The 23385-nt window shown below is 66.0% G+C and carries 21 protein-coding genes; 9 read left to right on the forward strand and 12 right to left on the reverse strand.

All coding sequences use genetic code 11. The features are described 5' to 3' along the window. Positions 1 to 64 precede the first annotated feature (64 nt). Positions 65 to 1438 (reverse strand): YibE/F family protein, encoded by a 1374-nt coding sequence (locus tag GUY23_RS10800; protein WP_166972223.1) that lies wholly within the window; start codon positions 1436 to 1438, stop codon positions 65 to 67. A gap of 122 nt (positions 1439 to 1560) precedes the next feature. After that, on the reverse strand, positions 1561 to 2946 hold the full coding sequence (locus tag GUY23_RS10805) for a glycine--tRNA ligase (RefSeq protein WP_166975980.1): 1386 nt from the start codon (positions 2944 to 2946) through the stop codon (positions 1561 to 1563). Between the two features lie 359 nt (positions 2947 to 3305). Between GUY23_RS10805 and GUY23_RS10810 the strand changes: the two genes are divergently transcribed. Further along, a complete protein-coding gene (locus tag GUY23_RS10810; protein WP_166972225.1) occupies positions 3306 to 5114 on the forward strand; it encodes a DEAD/DEAH box helicase in 1809 nt (602 codons plus the stop codon). A gap of 241 nt (positions 5115 to 5355) precedes the next feature. Here GUY23_RS10810 and GUY23_RS10815 read toward each other — a convergent pair whose 3' ends face one another. From GUY23_RS10815 to GUY23_RS10830, 4 genes are all read right to left on the reverse strand, one after another. Beyond that, positions 5356 to 6132 (reverse strand): isoprenyl transferase, encoded by a 777-nt coding sequence (locus GUY23_RS10815; protein WP_166972227.1) that lies wholly within the window; start codon positions 6130 to 6132, stop codon positions 5356 to 5358. After that, the gene (gene recO / locus GUY23_RS10820; protein ID WP_166972229.1) at positions 6129 to 6857 is read right to left on the reverse strand and encodes a DNA repair protein RecO; all 729 of its coding nucleotides are present in this window, start codon (positions 6855 to 6857) and stop codon (positions 6129 to 6131) included. Before recO ends, GUY23_RS10815 begins: the two co-directional genes overlap by 4 nt. Before the next feature lie 79 nt (positions 6858 to 6936). Next, on the reverse strand, positions 6937 to 8709 hold the full coding sequence (leuA, locus tag GUY23_RS10825; RefSeq protein WP_166972231.1) for a 2-isopropylmalate synthase: 1773 nt from the start codon (positions 8707 to 8709) through the stop codon (positions 6937 to 6939). 289 nt (positions 8710 to 8998) lie between these two features. Further along, positions 8999 to 10366 (reverse strand): SpoIIIAH-like family protein, encoded by a 1368-nt coding sequence (locus GUY23_RS10830; protein WP_166968548.1) that lies wholly within the window; start codon positions 10364 to 10366, stop codon positions 8999 to 9001. A 60-nt stretch (positions 10367 to 10426) separates the two neighbouring features. On the opposite strand from GUY23_RS10830, the gene GUY23_RS10835 reads away from it, so the two are divergent. Beyond that, positions 10427 to 11329: a L,D-transpeptidase family protein gene (locus GUY23_RS10835; protein WP_166972233.1), complete on the forward strand. Its 903-nt coding sequence runs from the start codon at positions 10427 to 10429 to the stop codon at positions 11327 to 11329. A gap of 6 nt (positions 11330 to 11335) precedes the next feature. Next, positions 11336 to 11929 (forward strand): hypothetical protein, encoded by a 594-nt coding sequence (locus tag GUY23_RS10840; protein WP_166972235.1) that lies wholly within the window; start codon positions 11336 to 11338, stop codon positions 11927 to 11929. A gap of 18 nt (positions 11930 to 11947) precedes the next feature. Here GUY23_RS10840 and GUY23_RS10845 read toward each other — a convergent pair whose 3' ends face one another. Together GUY23_RS10845 and GUY23_RS10850 are read right to left on the reverse strand one after the other, a co-directional pair. Continuing rightward, a complete protein-coding gene (locus GUY23_RS10845) occupies positions 11948 to 12634 on the reverse strand; it encodes a Rossmann-fold NAD(P)-binding domain-containing protein (protein WP_166972237.1) in 687 nt (228 codons plus the stop codon). Between the two features lie 64 nt (positions 12635 to 12698). Then, positions 12699 to 14357, reverse strand: coding sequence for an N-acetylmuramoyl-L-alanine amidase (locus tag GUY23_RS10850; protein WP_166972238.1), 1659 nt, complete (start codon positions 14355 to 14357; stop codon positions 12699 to 12701). A 67-nt stretch (positions 14358 to 14424) separates the two neighbouring features. Here GUY23_RS10850 and GUY23_RS18620 point away from each other — a divergent pair, with 67 nt between their 5' ends. The 3 genes from GUY23_RS18620 to GUY23_RS10860 all read left to right on the forward strand — a co-directional run bounded on the left by GUY23_RS18620 (position 14425) and on the right by GUY23_RS10860 (position 17612). Beyond that, entirely contained in the window at positions 14425 to 14673 is a 249-nt protein-coding gene (locus GUY23_RS18620) for a hypothetical protein (RefSeq protein ID WP_228282220.1), read from the forward strand. A gap of 12 nt (positions 14674 to 14685) precedes the next feature. Beyond that, positions 14686 to 14853: a DUF817 family protein gene (locus GUY23_RS18625; RefSeq protein ID WP_228282222.1), complete on the forward strand. Its 168-nt coding sequence runs from the start codon at positions 14686 to 14688 to the stop codon at positions 14851 to 14853. Positions 14854 to 14933: 80 nt separating this feature from the next. Then, entirely contained in the window at positions 14934 to 17612 is a 2679-nt protein-coding gene (locus tag GUY23_RS10860; protein WP_166972240.1) for a penicillin acylase family protein, read from the forward strand. A gap of 92 nt (positions 17613 to 17704) precedes the next feature. Here the strand turns inward: GUY23_RS10860 and GUY23_RS10865 are convergent, their stop codons facing one another. After that, positions 17705 to 18904: an alpha/beta hydrolase family protein gene (locus tag GUY23_RS10865; RefSeq protein ID WP_166972242.1), complete on the reverse strand. Its 1200-nt coding sequence runs from the start codon at positions 18902 to 18904 to the stop codon at positions 17705 to 17707. A 165-nt stretch (positions 18905 to 19069) separates the two neighbouring features. Between GUY23_RS10865 and msrB the strand changes: the two genes are divergently transcribed. After that, the gene (gene msrB / locus GUY23_RS10870) at positions 19070 to 19546 is read left to right on the forward strand and encodes a peptide-methionine (R)-S-oxide reductase MsrB (RefSeq protein WP_166972244.1); all 477 of its coding nucleotides are present in this window, start codon (positions 19070 to 19072) and stop codon (positions 19544 to 19546) included. A 40-nt stretch (positions 19547 to 19586) separates the two neighbouring features. Then, positions 19587 to 20102: a GNAT family N-acetyltransferase gene (locus GUY23_RS10875; RefSeq protein WP_228282223.1), complete on the forward strand. Its 516-nt coding sequence runs from the start codon at positions 19587 to 19589 to the stop codon at positions 20100 to 20102. A gap of 19 nt (positions 20103 to 20121) precedes the next feature. Here GUY23_RS10875 and GUY23_RS10880 read toward each other — a convergent pair whose 3' ends face one another. After that, positions 20122 to 20598 (reverse strand): MarR family winged helix-turn-helix transcriptional regulator, encoded by a 477-nt coding sequence (locus GUY23_RS10880; RefSeq protein WP_166972246.1) that lies wholly within the window; start codon positions 20596 to 20598, stop codon positions 20122 to 20124. A 183-nt stretch (positions 20599 to 20781) separates the two neighbouring features. Here GUY23_RS10880 and GUY23_RS10885 point away from each other — a divergent pair, with 183 nt between their 5' ends. Then, the gene (locus GUY23_RS10885) at positions 20782 to 21036 is read left to right on the forward strand and encodes a hypothetical protein (RefSeq protein ID WP_166972248.1); all 255 of its coding nucleotides are present in this window, start codon (positions 20782 to 20784) and stop codon (positions 21034 to 21036) included. A gap of 157 nt (positions 21037 to 21193) precedes the next feature. On the opposite strand, the gene hemQ is transcribed toward GUY23_RS10885, so the two are convergent. Continuing rightward, on the reverse strand, positions 21194 to 21904 hold the full coding sequence (gene hemQ / locus GUY23_RS10890; protein WP_166972250.1) for a hydrogen peroxide-dependent heme synthase: 711 nt from the start codon (positions 21902 to 21904) through the stop codon (positions 21194 to 21196). A gap of 22 nt (positions 21905 to 21926) precedes the next feature. Further along, complete coding sequence (hemG, locus tag GUY23_RS10895; RefSeq protein WP_166972252.1) at positions 21927 to 23384, reverse strand: protoporphyrinogen oxidase; 1458 nt, start codon at positions 23382 to 23384, stop codon at positions 21927 to 21929. Position 23385: the final 1 nt, after the last annotated feature.

Below are 23385 nucleotides of genomic sequence, written 5' to 3' on the forward strand. Positions count from 1 at the left end.
ACCTGACGGCGGCCCAGCAACCTCGCGCGAGGTTGCTGGGCCGCCGTCAGGTTGTATGGAAGGGTCAGGGGTTGCGTCGTCGGGCCTCGCGGCGGGTCATCGGCTGTGAGTCAGCCGGGGTCTGCCCGGGTGCCGACGCAGGCGACTGGACCGGTGTCTCCCTCGTCGCTCCCGTGGGCGACTGAGCCGACGCCTCGGCGGGTGACTCGAGCGATGCTTCCGGTCGATCCATGCCGCCTGATCGGGCGTTGACACGGGGCGACCTGATGCCTGAGCGGACGACGAGCACACCGAGCCCGGTCGTCAGCGGGATCGCGACGACCAGGCCGATCGAGCACACGAGGATGCTGACGACTTCGATCGCCATCTCCCCCAACGTGACCGTGTCGAAGAACGACTGATCGTGGGCGGAGACGATGATGAGCGTCGTCAGCGCCGAACCGACATAGGCGAATGTGATCGTGTACACCGTCGAGGCGATGTGGTCACGGCCGATGCGCATACCGCGGGCGAAGAGCTGCCGGGCCCTGAGATCCGGAGCCACCGTCGCCAGTTCCCAGACCGCCGAGGCCTGAGTGATCGTGACATCGTTGAGCACACCGAGGCCGGTGATGAGGATCGCGCAGACGATGAGGTCGGTCATCGACAGATTCGTCGTGTCGGTGAGCAGGTAGCCGTCCTCTGTGTAGGCGATGCCGAGGTTCGCCCATGAGGTCATCCACGCGCCCAGCACCCCGGTGATGATGATTCCGAGCACGGTGCCGAACAGAGCGGTCGTCGTCCGCGTCGAGATTCCGTGGGCGAGGTAGAGGGCGATGACCATGATCGCGCTCGCTGCGATCATCGCTACAAGGATCGGCGGCTTGCTGTCGAGGATCGCCGGCAGCATGAACACGAGCAGCACCACACCGGCGAAGCCGAGCCCGATGAGCGCCCGCAGTCCCCGGAATCCCGCGACGAGGAGGACGACGAGTCCGTAGACGATCGCCAGTGCCAACAGCGGAACGTCCCGGTCGTAGTCGATGAACACGAAATCCGATCCGGTCTCTGCCCGATCGGGAGATTGGGTGAAGTCGAGGACCTTGACCTTGTCGCCGACGGTGATGCCGGCCTTGATCGCATCGGGGGTGACGTAGAGGCTGCCCTCGTGGCCGTCCGCCTCGGCGGTGTAGACCACGCAGTCGGCCATGACCGTGGGGTCGGTCTCCCCCGTCGAACACTCCGAGGCGTCGACGGCAGTGACGGTCGCCTCGGTGTCGGAGACTCCCTCCGCGGTGTCCGTCGTCGGTCCGCCGCCGGGCAGCTCGGTATCCGGCCCGTCGGGCCAGAGCAGGAGCAGACCTGCGATGGTGGCCGCGACGAGCGGGATGAGACAGGCGATCATGATCAGTCGAACCCGCGGCGAAGCCTTCGGTTCGCGGTGGAGCGTCATATGCATGGCGGACCTTCAGAAAGTGGCTGATCGAATCGAGACGGCGCTCGATGATGGTGCTACCCGACGGCGGCCCAGCAACCTGGCGCCAGGTTGCTGGGCCGCCGTCGGGTAGCAATTGGGGAGGGTCAGGCCTCGCCGAGGTGGTCGGCCAGGTACTTCTCCACCTGGTCGATGCTCACGCGCTCCTGGCTCATGTCGTCCCGCTTGCGGATGGTCACCGCGTTGTCATCGAGCGAGTCGAAGTCGACGGTGATGCACAGCGGCGTACCGACCTCGTCCTGGCGGCGGTAGCGGCGACCGATGGCGCCGGCATCATCGAAATCGATGTTCCAGCGCTTGCGCAGCGACGCCGCGAGATCCTTCGCCGCGGGGGTGAGCTTCTCGTTGCGACTGAGCGGCAGAACTGCGGCCTTGACCGGGGCCAGTCGCGGGTCGAGCTTGAGCAGCACGCGCTTGTCGACCCCGCCCTTGGTGTTCGGCGCCTCGTCTTCGGTGTAGGCCTCGACGAGGAAGGCCATCATCGACCGGGTCAGCCCGAACGAGGGTTCGATGACGTACGGGGTGTAGCGGTCGCCGCTGGCCTGGTCGAAGTACTGCAGCTTCGCCCCGGACGCCTTTGTGTGGGTGCCCAGGTCGTAGTCGGTGCGGTTGGCGACACCCATGAGCTCGCCCCATTCGGAGCCCTGGAAGCCGAAGCGGTATTCGATGTCGATGGTGCCCGACGAGTAGTGGGCACGGTCCTCGGCCGGCACGTCGAGGCGGCGGACGTTGTCCTCGGAGATGCCGAGGTCGAGGAACCAGTTCCAGCAGTCTTCGACCCACTGTTTGTAGTACCCGTCGGCCTCATTCGGGTGGGTGAAGAACTCGATCTCCATCTGCTCGAACTCGCGGGTGCGGAAGATGAAGTTGCCCGGAGTGATCTCGTTGCGGAAGGCCTTGCCGATCTGGCCGATGCCGAACGGCGGCTTCTTCCGCGCTGCGGTGAGCACGTTGTTGAAGTTGACGAAGATGCCCTGAGCGGTCTCGGGGCGCAGGTAGTGCAGGCCGGATTCGGAGTCGACGGGTCCGAGGAAGGTCTTGACGAGTCCGGAGAACTCCTGCGGTTCAGTCCACTGGCCGCGGGTGCCGCAGTCGGGGCACACGACGTCGGCCATGCCGTTTTCGGGGGCCTTCTTGTTCTTCGCCTCGTACGCCTCGACGAGGTGGTCCTCGCGGTGGCGCTTATGGCAGTTGAGGCATTCGACCAGCGGGTCGACGAACGTGGCGACGTGGCCGGAGGCCTCCCACACGCGCTTGGGCAGGATGATCGAGGAGTCGAGTCCGACGACGTCCTCACGACCGCGGACGAAGGTCTGCCACCACTGGGACTTGATGTTGTCCTTGAGCTCAACACCCAACGGCCCGTAGTCCCATGCCGAGCGGGAACCGCCGTAGATCTCACCGGCCTGGAAGACGAATCCTCTGCGTTTTGCCAGGGCGATGACGGCATCCAACTTCGACTGTGCCACGATGTATTCTCCTTGTTTCGGTTCGCCCACGGCCGGCTGCCGTGGCTCGCAGGTACCAGCCTAACGGGTCGGTCGGTCCCGTCCTCAACGACGACCCGCCCGTGAGGGCTGAGTGCGGGAGGCGACTGATCTCACACTCCCCCGCCCGCTTCGGGGACACCTCGGCGCGGGTGTGGCATGTAGACTTGGACTACACCCAAACCTTTCTCCGTACGGACGTCTTCCGCGTCTGTCCAAGCGAGTTCTTGGATCTCTACGGTTTCGGCCCGGATTGCTCACGATGATTGCACAAGCGGCCGCAGGGTAGATCGCCACTACAGTCATCTGCGATCAAGTGTGTGCCGACGTGAGAGAGATTACTCATGACCGATGTGACCACAATCGACGAAACCACTCCGAAGTTCTCCGAACTGGGACTCCACCCCCTCGTGCTCAAAGCCGTCGAGGCGCAGGGCTACGAAACCCCCACCCCGATCCAGGCCGAGACCATCCCGACCCTCCTGTCCGGCCAAGACGTCATCGGCCTGGCCCAGACCGGAACCGGCAAGACCGCCGCGTTCGCCCTGCCGGCCCTGTCCGACCTCGCCGAGGCGGGTCGCGCCGACGATGGCCCGTTCGCACTCGTCCTGACTCCCACCCGTGAGCTGGCGATCCAGGTCGCCGAGGCGTTCACCTCCTATGCCACGGAACTGCCCGACTTCTCCGTGCTCCCGATCTACGGCGGTCAGGCCTACGGTCCGCAGCTGGCCGGCCTGCGCCGCGGCGCTCAGGTCGTCGTCGGCACCCCCGGTCGTGTCATCGACCACCTCAAGAAGGGCCCCCTCAAGCTCGGCAGCCTCAAGCACCTCATCCTCGATGAGGCCGACGAGATGCTCAAGATGGGTTTCGCCGAGGACATCGAGGAGATCTTCAGCCAGGTCGGCGAGGACCGCCAGGTGGCATTGTTCTCCGCGACGATGCCGACATCGATCCACCGGATCACCGGCAAGTACCTCAACGATCCGAAGGAAGTCCGGGTCGCCGCGAAGTCGCAGACGGGTGCGAACATCCGCCAGCGCTATTTCATGGTCCAGCATTCGCACAAGCTCGACGCCCTGACCCGCATCCTCGAGGTCGAGGAGTACGAGGGCATCATCATGTTCGTGCGCACGAAGCAGGCCACCGAGGAGCTGGCCGAGAAGCTGCGCGCCCGCGGATTCAAGACCGCCGCGATCAACGGTGACATCCCGCAGCAGGCGCGTGAGCGCACGATCGACATGCTCCGTGAGGCCAAGATCGACATCCTCGTCGCCACGGATGTGGCCGCGCGCGGTCTCGACGTCGAGCGGATCACGCTCGTGGTCAACTACGACATTCCGCACGACACCGAGTCCTACGTCCACCGCATCGGCCGCACCGGTCGTGCCGGACGCTCGGGCGAGGCGATCCTCTTCGTCACCCCGCGTGAGCAGCGCATGCTCGGCTCCATCGAGCGCGCCACGAAGCAGAAGGTCGAACCGCTGACCCTGCCCAGCGTCGAAGAGCTGACGAGCACGCGGGTGGAGAAGTTCACCAAGCGCATCGATGACGTGCTGGCCACCACCGAGCTCACCGAGCTCACCGAGGTCCTCGAGCAGTACTCGCTTTCTCGCGATGTGCCTGCGTCGAACATCGCGGCCGCTCTGGCTTCGCTCGTCCTCGAGTCGAACACGCTCAAGGCCGAGCCGATGCCCGAACCGGCTCGTCACCAGAACCGCGACCGTGATCGCGACGGCGGCCGTGACGGTGGCCGTCCGGCTCGCGGTGGTCGCGGCCGCGATGAGAACATGACCACCTACCGTCTGGCCGTCGGCCGCAACGAGCGCCTGCAGCCGGGTGCCGTGGTCGGTGCGATCGCGAACGAGGGCGGGATCACCTCGAAGCAGATCGGCCACATCGACATCCGGTCGAACCACACGCTCGTCGATCTGCCCAAGGACCTCGATCCGTCGGTGCTGCGCAAGCTCGCCCACACCGAGATCCAGGGACGCCCCATCGACATCCGCCCGGACTCCGGACGCCCGGGGCGCCCGTTCAAGAAGCGCAACTTCGACAAGCAGCCCGGTGACAGCCGCAACTTCCGCGGTGATCGCCGCGGCGGCGGCAAGAAGTTCGGCGGCGGCCGTGGCGACCGTCCCCGCGACCGCTACTGAGACGCCAGCGTCGGGCGCCTATTCGCCCGACGTGGACTCGCACTGAAGTGACAGATCGGCCCCGCAACCTTGTGATTGCGGGGCCCCGTTCTTCATCCGTTTTCGCGTTCCCGGCGGGCCCCGCTGCTCATCAGCTTGGTGAAACTGCAGCAGCTCGGTGCAGGGACCAAGCTGCTGCAGGTTCACCAAGCTGATACCGAAACCGCCCGGGACAGCACCCTAAGCGGACCGTGTGCTCGCCTCAGCTGGTCGGCGTGTCGACCGCTCCGCCGAAGCGGCGGTCGCGGCGGGCGTACTCTTCGATGGCCGCCCACAGGGTCCGCCGGTCGACATCGGGCCAGAGCACGTCCTGGAAGACCATCTCGGCGTAGGCGGACTGCCAGAGCAGGAAGTTCGAGGTCCGCTGCTCCCCCGACGACCGCATGAACAGGTCGACGTCGGGCACCTCGGGTGAGTACAGGCGCGATCGCAGGGTCTTCTCCGTGACCTTGCCGGGTTTGAGCCTGCCCGCAGCCACCTCGGCGGTGATCTCATTGACGGCGTCGATGATCTCGGACCGGCCGCCGTAGTTGACGCAGAACTGGAGGACGAGGCCGGTGTTGTGCTTGGTCATCTCGGCCGCGGTCTCGAGTTCGTTGATGACCGATCGCCACAGCCGCCCGGGACGACCCGACCACACGATGCGCACGCCCAGGGCGTCGAGTTCGTCGCGACGGCGGCGGATGACGTCGCGGTTGAAGCCCATGAGGAAACGCACCTCTTCGGGTGAGCGCTTCCAGTTCTCGGTCGAGAAGGCGTACGCCGACAGGTAGTCCACGCCGATCTCGATGGCACCGTGGATGACGTCGAGCAGGGAGGCCTCGCCGGCCTTGTGCCCTTCCGTGCGCGGCAGTCCCCGCTGGTTCGCCCACCGACCGTTGCCGTCCATGACGATCGCGACGTGCCGCGGCACGAACTTCGCATCGATGCGCGGAGGCTTCGCTCCGCTGGGATGGGCCGGTGGTGCGGGGTAGCTCATGTGCTCTCCAGAACTCTCAGTGATCGGATGTTGCGTTCGAGGTGCCAGGACACCCAGTCGGTCACGAGCTTCGACCCGTCCATCTGATCGTGCAGGTCAGACGCCTCAGCTCTCTCCCAGTCTCCGGACAGGAGCGCTGCCATGTGCTCCAGGGCATCGGTGTCCGGCAGTGCCGCTCCGGAGGGTCGACAGTTCGTACACACGGCCCCGCCGAGCGCGGCCGAGAACGCTCGGTGCGGGCCAGGTCGACCGCACTGGGCGCAGTCGAGCAGGCTCGGTGCCCATCCGGCCACCGACATCGCCCGCAGCAGGTACGCGTCGAGGGCCAGCCTCGGCGGGTGTTCGCGGTTGCACAGGGACCGGATCGCGGAGACGAGGAGGAGGAAGTGGGTGCGCGACTGAGGCTCGGCTTCGGTGATGCTGCGTGCGGTCTCGGCCATCACCGAGGCGGCCGAGTAGACATCATAATCGGCGGCGATTCCGCGGGCGAAGGGTTCGATGAGTTCGACCTGGGTGACGATGTCGAGGTTGCGTCCGACATGGCATTGGAGGTCGACGAACATGAAGGGTTCGAGGCGGGAGCCGAACCGCGATTTCGTCCGGCGCACCCCCTTGGCGACGGCTCTGACGAGTCCGTGGCTGCGGGTGAGCACGGTGACGATGCGGTCGGCTTCGCCGAGCTTGTGCCCTTGCAGCACGATGCCTTCATCACGATAATTGTGCACTCGGCCATTATCGCAGAGCGCGGCGGGGAATCATCCCCGCCGCGCTTAAGTGACTGCTGTGAGACCGACCGCTGAGACTTCAGCCCTGCCGGTCGGCGTCGCGTTCGCGGGCGGCGCGGTTGACCGCAGAGACCACGGCCTTGAGCGAGGCCTTCGTGATGTTCGGATGCAGACCGGCACCCCAGAAGACCCGGTCTTCGACGGCGAGTTCGACGTAGGCCGCCGCCATCGTGTCCGCGCCCGAGCCGATCGCGTGCTCATGGTAGTCCTGGAGACGGATGTCGACGTCGAAGTTCTCGATGAGGATCTTCACAAGCGCATCGATCGGTCCCTTGCCGCGGCCTTCGTAAGAGCGTTCCTGCCCGTCGACGATGAGGTCGACCTCGACGCGTTCGGAGGCTCCAGAGTCGTCGACAGTGCCCGAGTCGGTGCGCAGACCCACGATCTGGAAACGGCCCCAGGTCCTGTCCTCATCGTCGCTGGGCAGGTACTCGTAGTTGAAGATCTTGCGGATCTCTTCGGCGTTGACCTCGCCGCCGCCCTCGGTGTGCTGCTGGACGGCGCGGGAGAACTCGACCTGCATACGACGCGGCAGGTCGAGACCGTACTCGCTCTTGAGCAGGTAGGTCACTCCGCCCTTGCCGGACTGCGAGTTCACCCGGATGATCGCCTCGTAGGACCGGCCGAGGTCCTTCGGGTCGACCGGCAGGTAGGGCATATCCCATTCCATCAGGTCGACCGGGGTGCCCTGCGCGTTCGCGTTCTTCTCCCGGTCGGCGAACGCCTTGTTGATCGCGTCCTGGTGCGATCCGGAGAACGAGGTGAAGACGAGGTCGCCGCCGTAGGGGTGCCGTTCGTGGACGCCGATCTGGTTGCATTCGGTGACGGTGTGGATGACCTCGTCGATGTCGGAGAAGTCGAGTTCGGGATCCACGCCCTGCGTGTAGAGGTTGAGCGCCACGGTCACCAGGTCGAGGTTGCCGGTGCGTTCGCCGTTGCCGAACAGGCAGCCCTCGATGCGGTCGGCACCGGCCATGATGCCCATCTCTGCAGCCGCCACACCGGTGCCCCGGTCGTTGTGCGGGTGCAGGGACACGGCCACTTCGTCGCGATAGGGCATGTTCCGGCAGAACCATTCGATCTGGTCGGCGTACGTGTTCGGGGTGCCGCGTTCGACGGTGGCGGGCAGGTTGACGACGGTCTCGCGACCGGCGGCGGGCTGCCACATGTCGAGCACGGAGCCGACGATGTCGAGGGCGAACTCGGGTTCGGTGTCGACGAAGATCTCCGGCGAGTACTGGTAGCCGAAGTCGGCGTCGCCGAGGAGGGACTCGGCGTGCTTCATTACGGCCTGGGTGCCGCGCGTGGCGATCTCCCGGGTCTCGTCGTAGCCTTCGCCGTCGAATCCGAAGACGACCTTGCGGAAGACGGGCGCGGTCGCGTTGTAGAGGTGGACCGTGGGCATCTTCGCGCCGACGAGGGATTCGACGGTGCGTTCGATGAGGTCCTCACGAGCCTGGGTGAGCACGGAGATGCGGACGTCATCGGGGATCGCGTCCTGGTCGATGATCTCGCGCACGAAGTCGAAGTCGACCTGGCTGGCGGCAGGGAATCCGACCTCGATCTCCTTGAAGCCGAGACCTACAAGCAGGTCGAACATCTTGCGTTTGCGGTCCGGCGTCATCGGATCGATGAGGGCCTGGTTGCCGTCGCGCAGGTCGGTGCTCAGCCAGCGCGGGGCCTTACGGATGAGCTGGTCGGGCCAGGTGCGGTCGCGCATGTCCAGGGCGATGCGGTCCTGGAAGGACTTGTACTTGCCGAACGGCATGGGAGATGGCTTCTGCAGTTTCATTGTTCCTCAATCTCAGTTTCTCAACGCTTGACCAGCATAGGAAGACTCCGCGACGAGTGTGCTGTCCGATCAGGACTCGTCGCGGCAAGGAAGGAGGAGGAACCTGTGTGCCACATCATCACCGTAGACCTCATTCCGCCGCCGCTCCTAATTTTGTCCACATCCTAAGATCGCCGAGGTGGCCCCGACGTCCCGAACGTACGTTTCCCTGACCGCGGGGGCACTCTCGCCGAGGCGGCTCGGTCGGTGCATGCGGCCGCAGCCCGGCCGACTCACTGAGGACGTCGACTCACTTGAGGAAGTCGACGGAGGCCCGGCGCATGGTGAAACCGATTCCGGATTCGTCGGACTTGCATTCCATGCCTTCTTCGGATGAGGTGCAGGTCATGCCTTCGGCCGAGATCGAATCGCCGTACCCGAGGACCCGGGCGGGTCCATCGGTCTCCGGTGCCTCGACGCAGGAGAATCCGGCACCGTCGTTGTTGGCCACGACGATGGCACCCCAGTCGTCGAGTGTGCAGTCGTCGGGCTTCTGCGGCGGCGAGTAGTCGTAGTCCTTGATCACGCAGCGGGCACGTTCGGAGTCGATCGTGCAGGCGATGTTGCCCGACGGTGAGGTGAAGGTCTCCTCGGCGACGGGCGGTTCGGAACTGGCGGAGTCGGACGGCTCCGGGGCATCGGTCTGGCCGATGGAGGGTTCGTCGCTCGGGGCTGCTGTGGTCTCATCGGGGCCCTGAGTCGAGTCCCAGACGATGTATCCGACGATGCCGATGGCGAGGACCAGGGCGATGACGGCGAGGATCCACAGCCATGCCGGAACCTTCTTCGTCTCGGGGCGCCGACCGTAGGGGTCGTTCGGACCGCCTGGACCGCCCGGACCACCTGGGCCACCGGGCCCGACAGGTCCGCCGGGCCCTCCAGGCCCTACGGCACCGTACCCGGCCACGGGTGCGGCCGCATAAGCGGGAGGGCTGCCGGCACCAGGATAGCCGGAGCCGGCGTGCTGATAGCCGCCGGCGGGTTGGCTTCCACCGCCGGTTCCGGGGTAGCCGGGGCCGGTCGGTGGCTGCTGGGGCCCGCCCGGGGAGAGGCCGGGGCCCGCCGGCTGCGAGACACCGGGCGCGGCCTGCGGATTCTGTGTCTGAGCGGCCGCTCCGGCGGCGCCGAACTCCGCTCCCCACTGCCCATGATGCGGGTGCGACTGCCCGGATCGGGTCGATTCCTGCGGCTGCCCGGACTGTGCCGGTGCCGGCAGATCACCTGACCGGACGTGTGCCTGTTCTGACTCCGGCTGCGGAGACGGAGCACCGAGCGGGTTCCACTGCTTGGGCGCCGACGGTTCCTCGGCAGCGGCGATGTCATCGGAATTCGCCTTCCTGGGCGCAGCGGGCAGGCCTCCGGTTTCGTGACCTTCGGCCGCGGCGATCTGGCGCAGCTCCTCGAGGCTGAGGACCTCGGTGGCTTGAGAACCGTCGGAGTCGACCATCGACCGCAGTCGCCGCAGCTCCTCGGCGGTCAGTGCTTGAGTAGAGCCATCCGCGGGCGCCGATTCGTCCTGGCCGATGAACAACTGGGTTGTGATCGATTCCGGAGACTCCTCGGCCGGCTTCCGACGCCCGGGGCGCGGAGGATGGTTCGGCACAGGTGGAATGCTCATGGGGTCATTTTCGCATAGTCATTACCGGTGGGTTCTCAAGGTTCGTGAGAGGATGACCTCATGACCAGTGGTGTCTTTCGGCGCGGTGGGCTGCCCGCCGTCGTCGTTCTTGCTCTCATGCTGACCGCCTGCGGCACCGATGCCGACGGCAGCGGAGGCGACTCGACAGACACTGATTCCGCGGCGCTGGCCGCACCCGCGCAGCAGACGAGCTACGGCGATTTCGCCGCTCCCGCTCAGGCTACCCCGTCCGGCGGAGGATCCGGTGGGGACGATGCCGCGAGTACCTCGAACGGCTCGAACTCAGGCAGCGGCTCAGGCTCGGACCACGACTCCGATTCGGCGGCGAACTCCGACGCCCCGGGTCCTGCCCATTCGGTCCCGGTCCCGGGGCTGGCGAAGGAGTATGCCGATCAGATTCCGCAGGAGACGTCCCAGGTCCTCGTCGCCACGTCCCCGAATGCGAAGTCGGAGAAGTCGACGCTGAGCTTCTATCAGTTCGAGGACGAGAAGTGGAAGAAGCTCAAGACCTTCTCGACCCACAACGGCAGCAACGGCTGGCTCAAGGACAGGCACGAAGGTGATAAGACGACCCCGATCGGCGTCTTCACGCTTTCCGACGCCGGCGGCTTCAAGGCCGACCCGGGCACGAAGCTGCCCTATACGCAGGATAACCGTCTGCCCTCCTCGGCGACGGTGGCCTACGGCGCGGACTACGATTCGGTCTTCGACTACATCATCGCCATCGACTACAACCGGAAACCGGGGACGGCCCCGACCGATAAGACCCGCCCCATGGGCTGGGACAAGGGCGGCGGCATCTGGCTCCACCTCGACCATGATTCCGGGACCAACGGCTGCGTGACTCTCAAGGAAGCCGACCTCAAGTGGATCCTTGACACGATTGATCCCGACGCTCACCCGCGCATCGCGATGGGTCCGGCGCCCGAAGTGGAGAAGTAGGCCCGCGTGCGTCGCCTCGTCATCTCTCTCGTGCAGTCGATCAATGGATCCTTTGCGCAGGACGGCTGGTCGACCGGAGTCTCCACCGACGCCGACTTCCGGAACTTCATCGCCCTGCGTCGCCGGGCCGCCGCGATCATCGTCGACCGCCGCACCGCGCTCAATCCGCAGCTGCCCGTCATCAACGCCCCGGGCAAGGCCCTCGAACACACCCCCGTGCACGTGCTCACCGAATCCGACCCGGTCTCGTTGCAGGCGGCCCTCACCGAGGCGGGACTCGACTACCGTGCGTGCCGGTTCACCCCCGACGCCATCGCCGAGGTGGTCGCCTCCTTGGAGACGACAGTGTCCGGGACGGGGGCGAATGGCTCGGGCAGTGCGAGAGACGACAGCGAAATGATTCTCTGCGAGTCCGGACCGCATCTCGCCTTCCGCCTGCTCGACGCCTACCCGGGCGCCGAACTCGTCCTGAGCGTCAGCCCACGCTACATCCACTCCCCCGGCAGTCACTTCTCCCGACTGCAGGCGACGATCGACCTGCACCTCATCGACGTCCGCTCCGAGGACGATCAGGTCTTCCTTCACTACGTGAGAGCCTGAACCCAGCCGGATCCGACCTCAGTCGCCCGCGCCGATCTCCGTGCTCACCTCGAAGTGGTCGGGTGAGTGCAGGATCGCTGTCGCCGCCGCGGCCACCTCGGCGAGGCCGACCGTCTCCACTCCCCCGGACAGGTCGTTGCGGTCGTCACCGCCGATGGGCGCCATGATCCGCAGTTCGCGGAAGCCCACCGTCGTCGATTCGGCCGCGGCCACCTCGATGAGCATCTTCTGAGCGGCGCCGAAGACGCTGATCGCTCCCGATCCGGGCAGAGCCTCGACGCTCGCGACGCCGTTGAGCGCAAGATGGACGATGCGAACTCCCGCCTCGTCACCGCCCATCCCTCCGGAGCCGCCCATTCCTGCGGAGGCGAGCGCCTCGGAGGCCGCACATGCGGAGAAGTGCCCGCGCAGGTACGAGTCGTAGTCCTCGTCGAAAGCGCTCAGACCACGTTCGAGGACAGGACGATCGACGTACCAACCGCCGATGGCCGCGATGACGGCGTCGATGGGAGGGAGACCCGCCTCGGTGAGTGTCTCAGTGACGCTCTCGGGATGTTCCACCCATGCGGGCAGCACCACCGGCGCATAGGACGTCTCCCCTGTCGGGGCGGAACGGACGACGCCGGTGATCCGATGCTCTGAGCCCAGCTGCCGCGCCAGTCCTGTGCCGACATGACCGGAGGCGCCGAAGATGAGGATATGCATGCTCGCAGTCTAGAGCCTCGGCTTCGACGCCTCCGTCCCGGCTTCAGGAGACGTATGCGGACATTCAGGAGACGTAGACCTTGACTCCCTCACCCTTCTTGTACGTCATGTAGCCGTGTTCGAAGTTCTGTCGGGTCTTGCCCTTCCACGAATATTCGCCGCTGGTCGGCAGGCCCATGGTCCCCCGCTCTCTGCCGGTGCTCCTCCACTTGGTGAGCAGGTCACCGCGCAGTGCATGCCCCTGGGTCTTCGACGACCAGGTGATGATGCCTTTCTCGAACTTCTGGTAGTACGTGCCCTTCCTCTTGGCGAACCCCTTCTCGTCGCCGCTGGGGTATCCGAGGATGCCCTTCGTGTAGCCGGCCCGCTTGTACCCGTTGCGGATGCCGCCCTTATTGAGGTGCGCGCCGGTCTTCGACGACCAGTACACAGTGCCCTTCGCGAAGCGCTGGTAGGACCCGTTCGGGTTCTTCAGCGTCCCCTCTTTGCTGCGGGCCTCCCCTGTCTGTGCCGAGTGGGCACGGAAGTACGTGCCGATCGCACCCTTGACCGGGTATCCGCCGACTTTCGACTGCATCGCCTTGGCGCCGGAGCGGATGGTGCCGAGCTTGTTGTAGAACGCCGTTCCCGGACATTCCGTGTAGCTCGTGTCGCGGTGTCCCGAAATCACCTTGAGGGAGACCTTCTTCCCCTCCGGGTACTTGCTCGTTCCGCCGCCGCCCGAGGTCAGCGTCATCGACCCGGTCGGGTTGAAGCCGTACTGGTTGGCCTTCCAGGCGATGAGCCGCTTGACGGAGTTCTGGGCTGCGGTGCTCGGAGCCGCCGAGGTGTACGTGCCGAGCACGCTGATGCCGATCGTCTGGGAGTTGAATCCCGAGGCGTGGGCTCCGGTGACGGCGAGGTCGATGCTCTTCGCCCGGCCCTCGTACATCGTCCCGTACTTGTCGACGAGGAAGTTGTAGCCGATGTCGCACCAGCCCAGCTGCTGCGTGTGATACGCGAGGTAGCCGCGGATGATGCCCGGGGCCTGAGCCTTCGTGTACGTGTTCGACCCGGCAGTGTGGTGAACGAACACACCCTTCGCCGAGGCGGTCTTGTCCGTGGCGCAGCGCACGAGCTTCTCGTCGGCGCCCCATTCCTTGCGGGTGACGATGTTCGCCCCCAGTTCATGATGGGCGACCTGCGGGGACAGCACCGCCGGCGACTTCTTCGCGACCGCGGAGTCGCCCTTGGTGACCGGTGTGGCGACGATGGTGATCTCGAGATCACCGGTGCCCTTGGTCGCGCCCGTCGAGCGGACCTCGACCTTCGACGAGTCGATCACGGGTACGGCGGCCGAATGGACCGTGGCATCCTTGGCCGGCAGCTGTCGACCTTCGGCCGAACGCGGATCGGGTCCGCCCTCGTCATCGACGGGCAGCTCTTCCCAGCTCGACCAGCCGTCCGCGTCGCGGTAGCGGATCTCGAGTCCGGGATCGTCTCCCGTCCAGCTCGCGCCGACGACGTTGACCTCATCGTCGTTGAGGCTGATCGCCTTGAGGCCGTCCGGTTCAGCTGCATAGGTCTTCGTCGTCGACCCCGCACTGCGGGTCACCGTCGGGGCGTCATCGGCGCCCCCGTCACCGAGTGAGGGCCGGTCCTGTGCGGACGCGGCAGAGGGAAGCGACGCAGCGAGCAGGACTCCGGCGAGCGCAGCGGCAGAGAGTCGTCGAGTCAGGGTCATGGGTGTCAGGTCCTTTGCCTCGTGCTCGTCTCCGAGTCCAGTGGACGGGACGAGCCATCATCACTGCTTGCGCAGCGTAGAGAGAAATTCTCCCGGAGAGAAGAGAACTCGCAGAATTCGTGGAGAATTCTTTGAGCCGCCGTGCAGTCGTGACACGGTCGCGTGCCTGACAGCCATCATCGGCACCGCACTGCTCTATCCCGACGGCGCGCCGCTGGCCCGCAACGACCTGCTCGTCGTCCTCGCCGTCCTCATCCAGGCCGGCATGCTCCTCGACCTCCGTCTCGTCCTCGTCGTCGCCGCCGTCATCGTCTAGGTCCGCTGCCGCATGCATTTCCGCGTACACCGGAGAACGCTGCCGATGCCGGTGCTCTTCGCCTTCGTCCTCGTCGCGTTCTTCATCTGGGTGGCGGAGAACATCCGCACGGCAGCCGGGGCATGGCTGTATCCGAGCCAGGACGACGGGTGGCACATGGTGCCGCCGACACCCGTGTGAAAACGGTGGAAACCCCCGGTCACCACGGTCGACACTGATACTGTGAATCCCAACGATTGCGGACGTGGCGAAGGAGACTCATGGCGGCACCCGGTGCCCAGGAGGAGAAGGAACCGAGTGCATTGCTCAGGGTGTTCCGACCGTCGAGGGATTCGCACCTGCCGGTGAGCGCACGCGTCATACTGCGCGTAGTCGCCGGGATCGTCGTCCTCGCCCTCATCCTCGCACTCATCGGCGTCTTCTTCGTCCGCCGGTCCTTCCCCACCACCGATGGCGAGGTCTCTCTGCCCGGCCTCGACAGCACGGTCACCGTCCACCGAGACGAATCGGGGGTTCCGACGATCGAGGCCGAGACCGCCCACGACCTCTTCCTCGCGCAGGGCTACACCCATGCTCAGGACCGCTTCTGGGAGATGGACTTCCGCCGCCATGTGACCTCCGGACGGCTGTCCGAACTCTTCGGGAAGTCCCAGCTCGAGACCGACACCTTCGTTCGCACCCTCGGCTGGCGGCAGGTCGCCGAACAGGAGGTCAAGAAGCTCGACAAGCAGAGTCTGGCCTACTACCAGGCCTATGCCGACGGAGTGAACGCGTATCTCAAGGACAAGTCCCCCACCGAGGTGTCCCTCGAATACGGAGTCCTCGGCCTCCAGAACGGTGGGACCGAGATCGAGAAGTGGACACCCGTCGACAGCGTGGCCTGGCTCAAGGCCATGGCCTGGGATCTGCGTTCGAACCTCGAGGACGAGATCGACCGCGCCGTGCTGACGTCGAAGCTCGACGACGACCAGGTCAAGGACCTCTTCCCCGACTACCCCTATGCCACGCGCCCGACGATCATGGGCGGCATCGGGGGGCAGAAAGCCGCGACAAGCGGGCAGGACGAGGCGAACGCAGGCGGCTCCGTTACGGATGCCCCGTCATCGTCCGACGCTGGACCGACGACCGACGACACGTCCCCAGACGAGGACAGCGCCCAGATCGATGACCTCCTCGACCTGCGGGAGCGCGTCGCGTCCCTCCCGCAGCTGCTGGGCATGAGCAGCGACGACATCGGGTCGAACTCATGGGTGATCTCCGGGGAGCACACGAAGACCGGCGCGCCACTGCTCGCCAACGACCCGCACCTGTCACCGTCGATGCCCTCCGTGTGGTATCAGGTCGGGCTGCGCTGCAAGGAAGTCACCGAGGCCTGCCCGTTCGATACCACCGGCTTCTCGTTCTCCGGGCTGCCCGGCGTCGTCATCGGCCACAACCAGTCGATCGCATGGGGACTGACCAACCTCGGCGCCGACGTCACCGACCTCGTCGTCGAGAAGCTCCGCGATGGAACGGTCATCCACGACGACGGAGACGAACCCATCCGGACACGCAAGGAGACGGTGAAGGTCGCCGGAGGTCAATCCCGAGAGATCACGATCCGCTCGACCCGCAACGGTCCCCTCGTCTCCAAGCTCGACGGCAGCTACCGGCGCGCCCTCGACGCCTCGACCGGGGCGGACGCGACGGACACGAAATCGGGACCGGCGAAGGAGCACTACGGTCTCGCCCTCGACTGGACGGCACTGCGTCCGGGCACGACCGCCTCGGCGATCTTCGCGATCAACAAGGCCACGAACTGGTCCGAGTTCCGGCAGGCGGCGAAGAGGTTCGATGTGCCCTCGCAGAACCTCATCTATGCCGACGTCGCCGGCAACATCGGCTATCAGGCTCCGGGGATGATCCCCCGCCGAGGTGACGCCGACGGAACGCTGCCCAGGCGCGGGTGGAAGTCCGCTGAAGACTGGCAGGGCTGGATCGACTTCGATGACCTGCCGAGCCTGTACAACCCGAAGCGAGGCTGGATCGTCACCGCGAACAATCCCGTCACCGCGCCCGGTGAAGGAGACGAGCTGACCAAGGACTACGACTATGGGGACCGGGCCAGACGGATCACGAAGCGGATCAAGGACGCCGTGGCCGAGAACAGAAAGCTCACCGCCGCGGACATGTCCGTGATCCAGGACGATGACCTCAACCCGTTCGCAGCGAAGCTCGTACCTGCGGCCGTGAAGATCCATTCCCACGGCGATGAGGACATCCTCCGGGCCAAGGAGCTGCTCAAGGGCTGGAACGGCCACGATGCCGCCAGCAGCGCCGGAGCCGCCTACTTCAACGTGCTCACGAAGAACCTGCTCGACCAGACGATCACGCAGAAGCTGCCCAAGGGCGTGGCACCCGCCGGCGGTTCGCGCTGGTACCTCGTGCTGTCGAACCTGCTCGACGATCCGGATTCATCGTGGTGGAAGTCCGAAGGCGTCGACGGGCGGGACGAGGCGCTGCGCAAAGCGATGAAGGATGCGTGGACGGAGACCGAGGACCTGCTCGGTCCCGAACCGGTGACCTGGCGGTGGGGCATTCTGCACCGGCTGACGATCCGCAACGCCAGCCTCGGCGAATCGGGGATCACTCCGGTGGAGAAGCTGTTCAACCGCGGACCCTACGAGGTCTCGGGAGGGTCGGGAGTCGTCCACGCCACCGGGTGGGACGCTTCGGTCGGATACGAGACGAACTGGGTGCCCTCGATGCGGCAGATCGTCGATCTGTCGAACTTCGACAGGTCGTACTGGATCAACCTCACCGGTGCCTCGGGGCACGCCTTCCACCCGCACTATGACGATCAGACGAACGACTGGGCGGCCAACGTCAATCGGCCCTGGCCGTACTCGCCGCAGGCCGTTGCCGCAGCGGCCGAGGAGACGCTCACCCTCGAACCCTGAGCGGGGCGCGGGGCGAACCCTAGCGGCGCGCTTCAACCGTGGGTGGCGCGCTCGAACCTCTGACCGGCTTCAGGTCGTCGGCGTCAGCGAGTTCAGGACTTCGGCAGGATCTTCGCTTCGAGGAAGTTCGCGACATCGTCTTCCCAGCGCACTGGGTCGATGTTCCACTCCTTCGTGTGGTGGGCCTTGCTGTAAGCCGGCATCGTCACGAGATCCCGGCGGACGGAGGCCAGTGCGTGCGAGGGCCCAGAGGGGACGAACTCGTCGTCATCGGAGTGGATGAGCAGGACGGGCACGTCGAGTTCGGCGGCCCGGGTGACCCAGTCCATGCGGTCGAGGTCGAGCGGGGTCTCGAGTCCGGTGATGGGCCGGGCCCAGGGCTGAGTGATCATCTCGAGGGTGAGTTTCGCGACCGGTGTCGGCAGCAGGTTCCGCCGCGCCTGCCCGTCGAGCACGTTCACCCAGTCGACGACGGGACCGTCGAGGACCAGCGAGGTGACGTAGCGGCGGTTGCGTCCGCGCGAGGCCGCCTGCAGGGCGATGGCTCCGCCCATCGACCAACCGAAGAGGACGACGTTCTTCGCCCCCTGCGACACGGCGTAGTCGATAGCGGCGTCGACGTCGATCCATTCGGTGTCGCCGAGCCCGTAGCGGGAGGTGGTCTCCACCCGCACCTCGGCGTCGTTGCGGTAGGACATTGCGATCGCGGGGACGCCCAGAGTGTTGAGTACGCCGGCGGCGCGCAGTCCTTCGGCGCGGGTGCTCGCCCGACCGTGGATGAGGATCGCCCACGTCTCCTGCGGTTCCGGGTGATCGGTCGGCAGCAGCCATGCGGGCAGTCGACCGGCGTCGGAGACGATCTCGATGTCCTCGAAATTCACCCCGGCAGCCAGCGGATCAGGATAGACGACCCCGGTCCAGCGTCCCCGCCATGCTCGGCGGATGTCTCCCTTGGTGACGGAGATGATCTCCCGGGAGACCGTGCGCGAGCGCGGGTCGTATTCGACGATGTCTCCGATCACTGCATGACCGGAGCCCTGGTTGAAGTAGAGACCGTAGGTGCCGGGCACCGTCGTCTCCTCATCCGCCGGCAGGTGGATGCGCATATTCGGAGGAAAGCCGTCGATGTGGAGGATGTCGAGTTCCTCGGGAGCATTCTCCGGGACGACGATCCGACGGGCGAAGTAGGCGGCCAGCCCCGAGGAGGCCACCGAGATCAGCGCGCCGACTCCGGCGCCGATGCCGACAGCGGCCACCAGCAGACGGGTGGGGAATTGCGTCTCGCGGACCATGAAAACCTCCTGGGTTCATTGTTGCCTAAGGAATGAGCAGGAGCCAAACGCTGTTGTCCCACTCAGAGCGACGGATGCCCAAGTCAGGAGTCGGTGGGACAATGGGTTCCACGCACAGACATTCGTCCGTTCGCTGAGAACCGTCACTGCACACCGGAGGTCACGATGACACAGAACACGAACGCCGCACCCCAGTCGGCGGGCGCCGAATCCGCTGGATCGAACAGCGCTGCGACCGAGTCGACCGGTCCGGAGATCCGCTGGCAGGACGTGCTCTCCCCCGAAGAGTTCGCCGTCCTGCGTCAGGGCGCGACCGAACGCCCGTTCACCGGTGAGTACAACGACGAGACCGCCGTCGGCATGTACCAGTGCCGAGCCTGTGGGGCCGACCTGTTCCCGTCCGAGACGAAGTTCGCCTCGCACTGCGGCTGGCCGTCGTTCTACGCGCCCCTGGCCGAGGATCGGGTGCGCTATATCCGCGATTCCTCCATGGGCATGGAACGCATCGAGGTCCGCTGCGCGAACTGCGATTCCCATATGGGCCACGTCTTCGAAGGTGAGGGCTATGACACCCCCACCGACCAGCGCTACTGCATCAACTCGATCTCGCTCAAGCTCAACACCGCCGATGCCCAGGGCTGAGGGAATGGGGTCCACGACCGAGACAATGCAACCCGCCGAGGTGGCTCAGTCAGTTGAACCGATCATCCGCACCTTCGCGGAGCTCACACCCGTCGAGCTCTACGGCATCATGCAGCTGCGCTCGAGGATCTTCGTCGTCGAGCAGGAATGCGTGTTCCTGGATCCCGACGGTGTGGACGCACTGCCGGAGACCCTACACGTGTTCTATCCGCGACCGGCACAGCCGATGCGCGACACTCATGGGTCCGAATTCGGCCGCGACCTCGGCCCGTGGGCCTATGCGCGGCTCCTGCCCGCCGACGTCCCCGACGGGCCGGCGGCACGACCGGGCGCCCGGAGCATCAGCCGGGTCATCACCCATCCCGATGCGCGCGGCCAGGGATGGGCCAGAAAGCTGCTGGCCGATCTCGTCACACGCTGGTCTGACCAGGATCTCACCCTCAACGCGCAGTCCCATCTCGAAGGGCTCTACGGGTCGTTCGGGTTCACCCCGAATGGCCCGCGCTTCCTCGAGGACGGGATCGAACACATCCCGATGGAGCGCCTCGCCGGCTGAGCAGCCGCCACGGCTCGGCTCAGGTCGCTTCAGCCTCGGCGGCGTCGACGGAGGCGATGATGCGCTGCATGACGGCATGCAGTTCTCGCACTCCGTCGACGTCCATGCCGAGTCTCTTCATCATCGTCCCCGGAATCTCTTCCGCGGTCTTCCGCAGCTCGGTTCCGGCGGAGGTGAGCGTGACGTCGATGATCCTCTCGTCGTGATCCGCTCGCGTCTTCGTCACATAGTCCAGAGCCTCGAGACGTTTGATCAGCGGCGAAACGGTGGCGGGTTCGAGCCGCAGGAGGTTCGCGATCTCACGCACCGTCAGCGTCTCGTGCTGCCAGAGGGCGAGCATGACCAGATACTGAGGGTGGGTGAGATGGATCGGATCGAGCACCGACCGATAGGCGCCGATCACCCCTCGTGATGCGACAGCCAGGGCAAAGCAGATCTGACTTTCGAGCGCCAGAGGATTCTCCAGTGGTTCCGTCGTTCCCTCGGATCCGAGCATCGTTCCTCCTTCTCCTGTGCCTTCTCCTGTGCCCATCGGCTGTTGCCGCACCGATGCGCCGTAGCTGCATCGACGCGAGGCACCGTCGGCAATTAGTTAGTGCACTAACGATTAGCGTACACTGTCTGTAGATTCAGACTTCGTCCACCGGCCCGTTCCGCGCCTCGTCGATAGGATCCTCCCATGTCGCCCTCGTCGCAGACACCTCCTGACGGTTCCGACCACCCTTCTCATGCACCTCGGGACGCACAGCGCGGAGTCGGCTGGCTCAACAACTTCTTCCGCAAGATCATCGGACCCGCCCAAGTCGACAACACGCGACCCGGCGGCTACTTCGAGGACGAGTCCCTGCGCCACCGGCAGCTCGACGCCATGGGCCTGGAGATGCGCACCGACGCCGACGGCCATTCCTATGTCGTGAAGAAGACCACCGACTGACGACCAACGAGTGACGACCACCGACTGACCATTGCCGGGTCACGCGGCCCCGGACACACGCAACCGCCGCCGCACTCGAGGATGCGGCGGCGGTTCTGTCTCTCTGCTCAGCTGCCGGCTGCCGAACAATGTGGCCCAGTGCCGGGCGTCGGCCGGCTCAGCGCCAGTCGGTGATGATGTCGACGAGTTCGCGGCGGGGCCCCGTGTAGAAGGGGATCTCCTCGCGCACGTGGAGGCGAGCCTGGGTGTTGCGCAGGTCCCTCATGAGGTCGACGATGCGGTGCAGCTCGGGGGCCTCGAACGCGAGCAGCCATTCGTAGTCACCGAGGGCGAAGGACGCGATCGTGTTCGCCTTGACGTCCTTGTACGCCGCGGCGGCGATGCCGTGGTCACGCAGCATCGTCGACCGCTCGGCCGGGTCGAGGACGTACCAGTCGTAGGAACGCACGAACGGGTAGACGCAGATGTAATCACCGGGGACGTCATCGACGAGCAGCGCCGGCAGATGGCTCTTGTTGAACTCGGCCGGACGGTGGAGGCCGACGACCGACCACACAGGCTCGAGGATGCCGCCGAGCAGGCTCCGACGGATCACCGAGTACGCGGCCTGCACGAGCTCGATGGTCGGAGCGTGGTACCAGAACATGACGTCGGCATCAGCACGCAGGGCCGAGACGTCGTAGATGCCGCGGACGATGAGCCCCTGCTCCTTGAGCGGTTCGAGGGCTGCGAGAAGTTCGTTCGCGAGTTCGGCGCGGTCAGCGTCGCCGAGCTCCCCGGCCGAGGCGTAGACGGAGTACGCGATGTACCGGGTCTGCGAGTTCGCTTCTTCGATCTGGGCGTCCGTGGGCTGTGTGTAGTCGCTCATTCGTGCTCCTTCTGTGATCTGTTCATTCGATGTCTCGGTCGGTGTTTTGGTCGGAGATGAGGTCCACGGGCCGGTCGGCGTATCGGTCTGTGGATGAGCTCAGACGTGCAGCAACCGCCTCGGCGCGGGCGATGCAGGCGGGGATTCCGACCCCGTCGAAGGCCGATCCCGCCAGTTCGAGTCCGGCGATGCCGGCGATCTGCGCGTCGACGGCGGCGATGCGGGCGGCGTGGCCGGGCAGGTACTGCGGCAGTGCGGAGTCCCAGCGCTCCACCTCGACGGCGAGGATCTGAGCGGTCGGTCGTGCCGTGATCGTGCGCCAGTCGGCGAAGGCCCGATCGATGATCTCGGCGTCCGTGTCGCTGCGCCACCCCTCAGGCCCATCACCGAAGCGGCCGATGCTCATCCGCACCAATGCGGTGCCTGATGGGATGTGGCCGCGGGTCCACGGCCATTTGTTCGACACGAACGTCGACGCCTTGATGTAGGTGCCTTCCGGCTCAGGGATGAGGAAGCCCGAACCATTCAGCTCGGTCCCGTCGAGGTCGATGAGCGCCGGAACCAACGCCGTGGACGCATAGGGGATCTCACCGAGTGCCGCGGACGATGCCGGTGCGATGTCGGTCAGCAGGCGTGCACTCACATGCGCGGGCGTGGCCAGGACGAGCCCCTCGGAGGCGATGTCGAATCCCTCCCCGGTGACCTGCCAGGTCCGCCCACGTCGTGCGATCCCGGTGACACCGGCGCCGAGGCGGATCGTCCCGCCGCGTGCTTCGATCGCCTCGTGCAGGGCGGGGATGAGCCGGTTGATTCCACCCTCGAAGCTCATGAATACCGGTTCGGCCGTCCCGGTCGACTCGGCGGCGCGGGCGTCCCTGGCGGCCAGCAGGCCGGACACGAGATCGAGCACCGAGGTGCCGTCGACGGCGGCGGGCAGAAGTGCGGGGACGGTTTCGGCCAGCGACAGGTCACGACAGCGACCGGCGTAGACGCCTCCGAGCAGCGGATCGACGAGGGAATCGACGATGGCATCGCCGAGGCGCTTCGCCAGGAAATCTCCGAGTGAGACGTCCTCACCCTCGATCGGGGGTGTGATCTCCTCGGCGGCCAAGCGACGGGCCGCCTCGGCTCCGATGAGGGATTCGACCTCGCTGGCGTCGGCGGGGACACCCATGATCTGGCGTTTCGGGATCGGGTGGAGTGCGCCCCGGTTGAGCACCTGGGAACTGTGCTCGGTCGAGGGGAAGACGGTGGCCATGCCGAGCTCGGCGGCCAGGTTCTTCGTCTCCGGGCGGCGGTTGAGGCTCGCCTCGGCCCCGGTGTCGATGCCTGTCTCGACGGCGCCGGAGAGGGTGGTGGCCTTGAGGCATCCGCCCAGCCTGGTGTCGGCGTCGAGCACGGTGACCCGGTTCTCGGCGCTGAGGCGGTAGGCGGTGACGAGGCCGGAGACCCCTCCCCCGACGACGGTGATGTCGCTCATC

This window comes from Brevibacterium atlanticum, from assembly GCF_011617245.1.
In the GTDB taxonomy this organism is placed as follows: domain Bacteria; phylum Actinomycetota; class Actinomycetes; order Actinomycetales; family Brevibacteriaceae; genus Brevibacterium; species Brevibacterium atlanticum.

What these genes read in the sequence shown, in the direction of transcription:
- GUY23_RS10885 (WP_166972248.1), top strand. Translation starts at nt 20,782, where the DNA reads ATGTCGCCCTCGTCGCAGACACCTCCTGACGGTTCCGACCACCCTTCT.
- GUY23_RS10880 (WP_166972246.1), bottom strand. Translation starts at nt 20,598, where the DNA reads ATGCTCGGATCCGAGGGAACGACGGAACCACTGGAGAATCCTCTGGCG.
- GUY23_RS10845 (WP_166972237.1), bottom strand. Translation starts at nt 12,634, where the DNA reads ATGCATATCCTCATCTTCGGCGCCTCCGGTCATGTCGGCACAGGACTG.
- GUY23_RS10850 (WP_166972238.1), bottom strand. Translation starts at nt 14,357, where the DNA reads ATGACCCTGACTCGACGACTCTCTGCCGCTGCGCTCGCCGGAGTCCTG.
- GUY23_RS10860 (WP_166972240.1), top strand. Translation starts at nt 14,934, where the DNA reads ATGGCGGCACCCGGTGCCCAGGAGGAGAAGGAACCGAGTGCATTGCTC.
- GUY23_RS18625 (WP_228282222.1), top strand. Translation starts at nt 14,686, where the DNA reads ATGCATTTCCGCGTACACCGGAGAACGCTGCCGATGCCGGTGCTCTTC.
- GUY23_RS10815 (WP_166972227.1), bottom strand. Translation starts at nt 6,132, where the DNA reads ATGAGCTACCCCGCACCACCGGCCCATCCCAGCGGAGCGAAGCCTCCG.
- hemQ (WP_166972250.1), bottom strand. Translation starts at nt 21,904, where the DNA reads ATGAGCGACTACACACAGCCCACGGACGCCCAGATCGAAGAAGCGAAC.
- GUY23_RS10810 (WP_166972225.1), top strand. Translation starts at nt 3,306, where the DNA reads ATGACCGATGTGACCACAATCGACGAAACCACTCCGAAGTTCTCCGAA.
- GUY23_RS10830 (WP_166968548.1), bottom strand. Translation starts at nt 10,366, where the DNA reads ATGAGCATTCCACCTGTGCCGAACCATCCTCCGCGCCCCGGGCGTCGG.
- GUY23_RS10835 (WP_166972233.1), top strand. Translation starts at nt 10,427, where the DNA reads ATGACCAGTGGTGTCTTTCGGCGCGGTGGGCTGCCCGCCGTCGTCGTT.
- msrB (WP_166972244.1), top strand. Translation starts at nt 19,070, where the DNA reads ATGACACAGAACACGAACGCCGCACCCCAGTCGGCGGGCGCCGAATCC.
- hemG (WP_166972252.1), bottom strand. Translation starts at nt 23,384, where the DNA reads ATGAGCGACATCACCGTCGTCGGGGGAGGGGTCTCCGGCCTCGTCACC.
- GUY23_RS10865 (WP_166972242.1), bottom strand. Translation starts at nt 18,904, where the DNA reads ATGGTCCGCGAGACGCAATTCCCCACCCGTCTGCTGGTGGCCGCTGTC.
- GUY23_RS10800 (WP_166972223.1), bottom strand. Translation starts at nt 1,438, where the DNA reads ATGCATATGACGCTCCACCGCGAACCGAAGGCTTCGCCGCGGGTTCGA.
- leuA (WP_166972231.1), bottom strand. Translation starts at nt 8,709, where the DNA reads ATGAAACTGCAGAAGCCATCTCCCATGCCGTTCGGCAAGTACAAGTCC.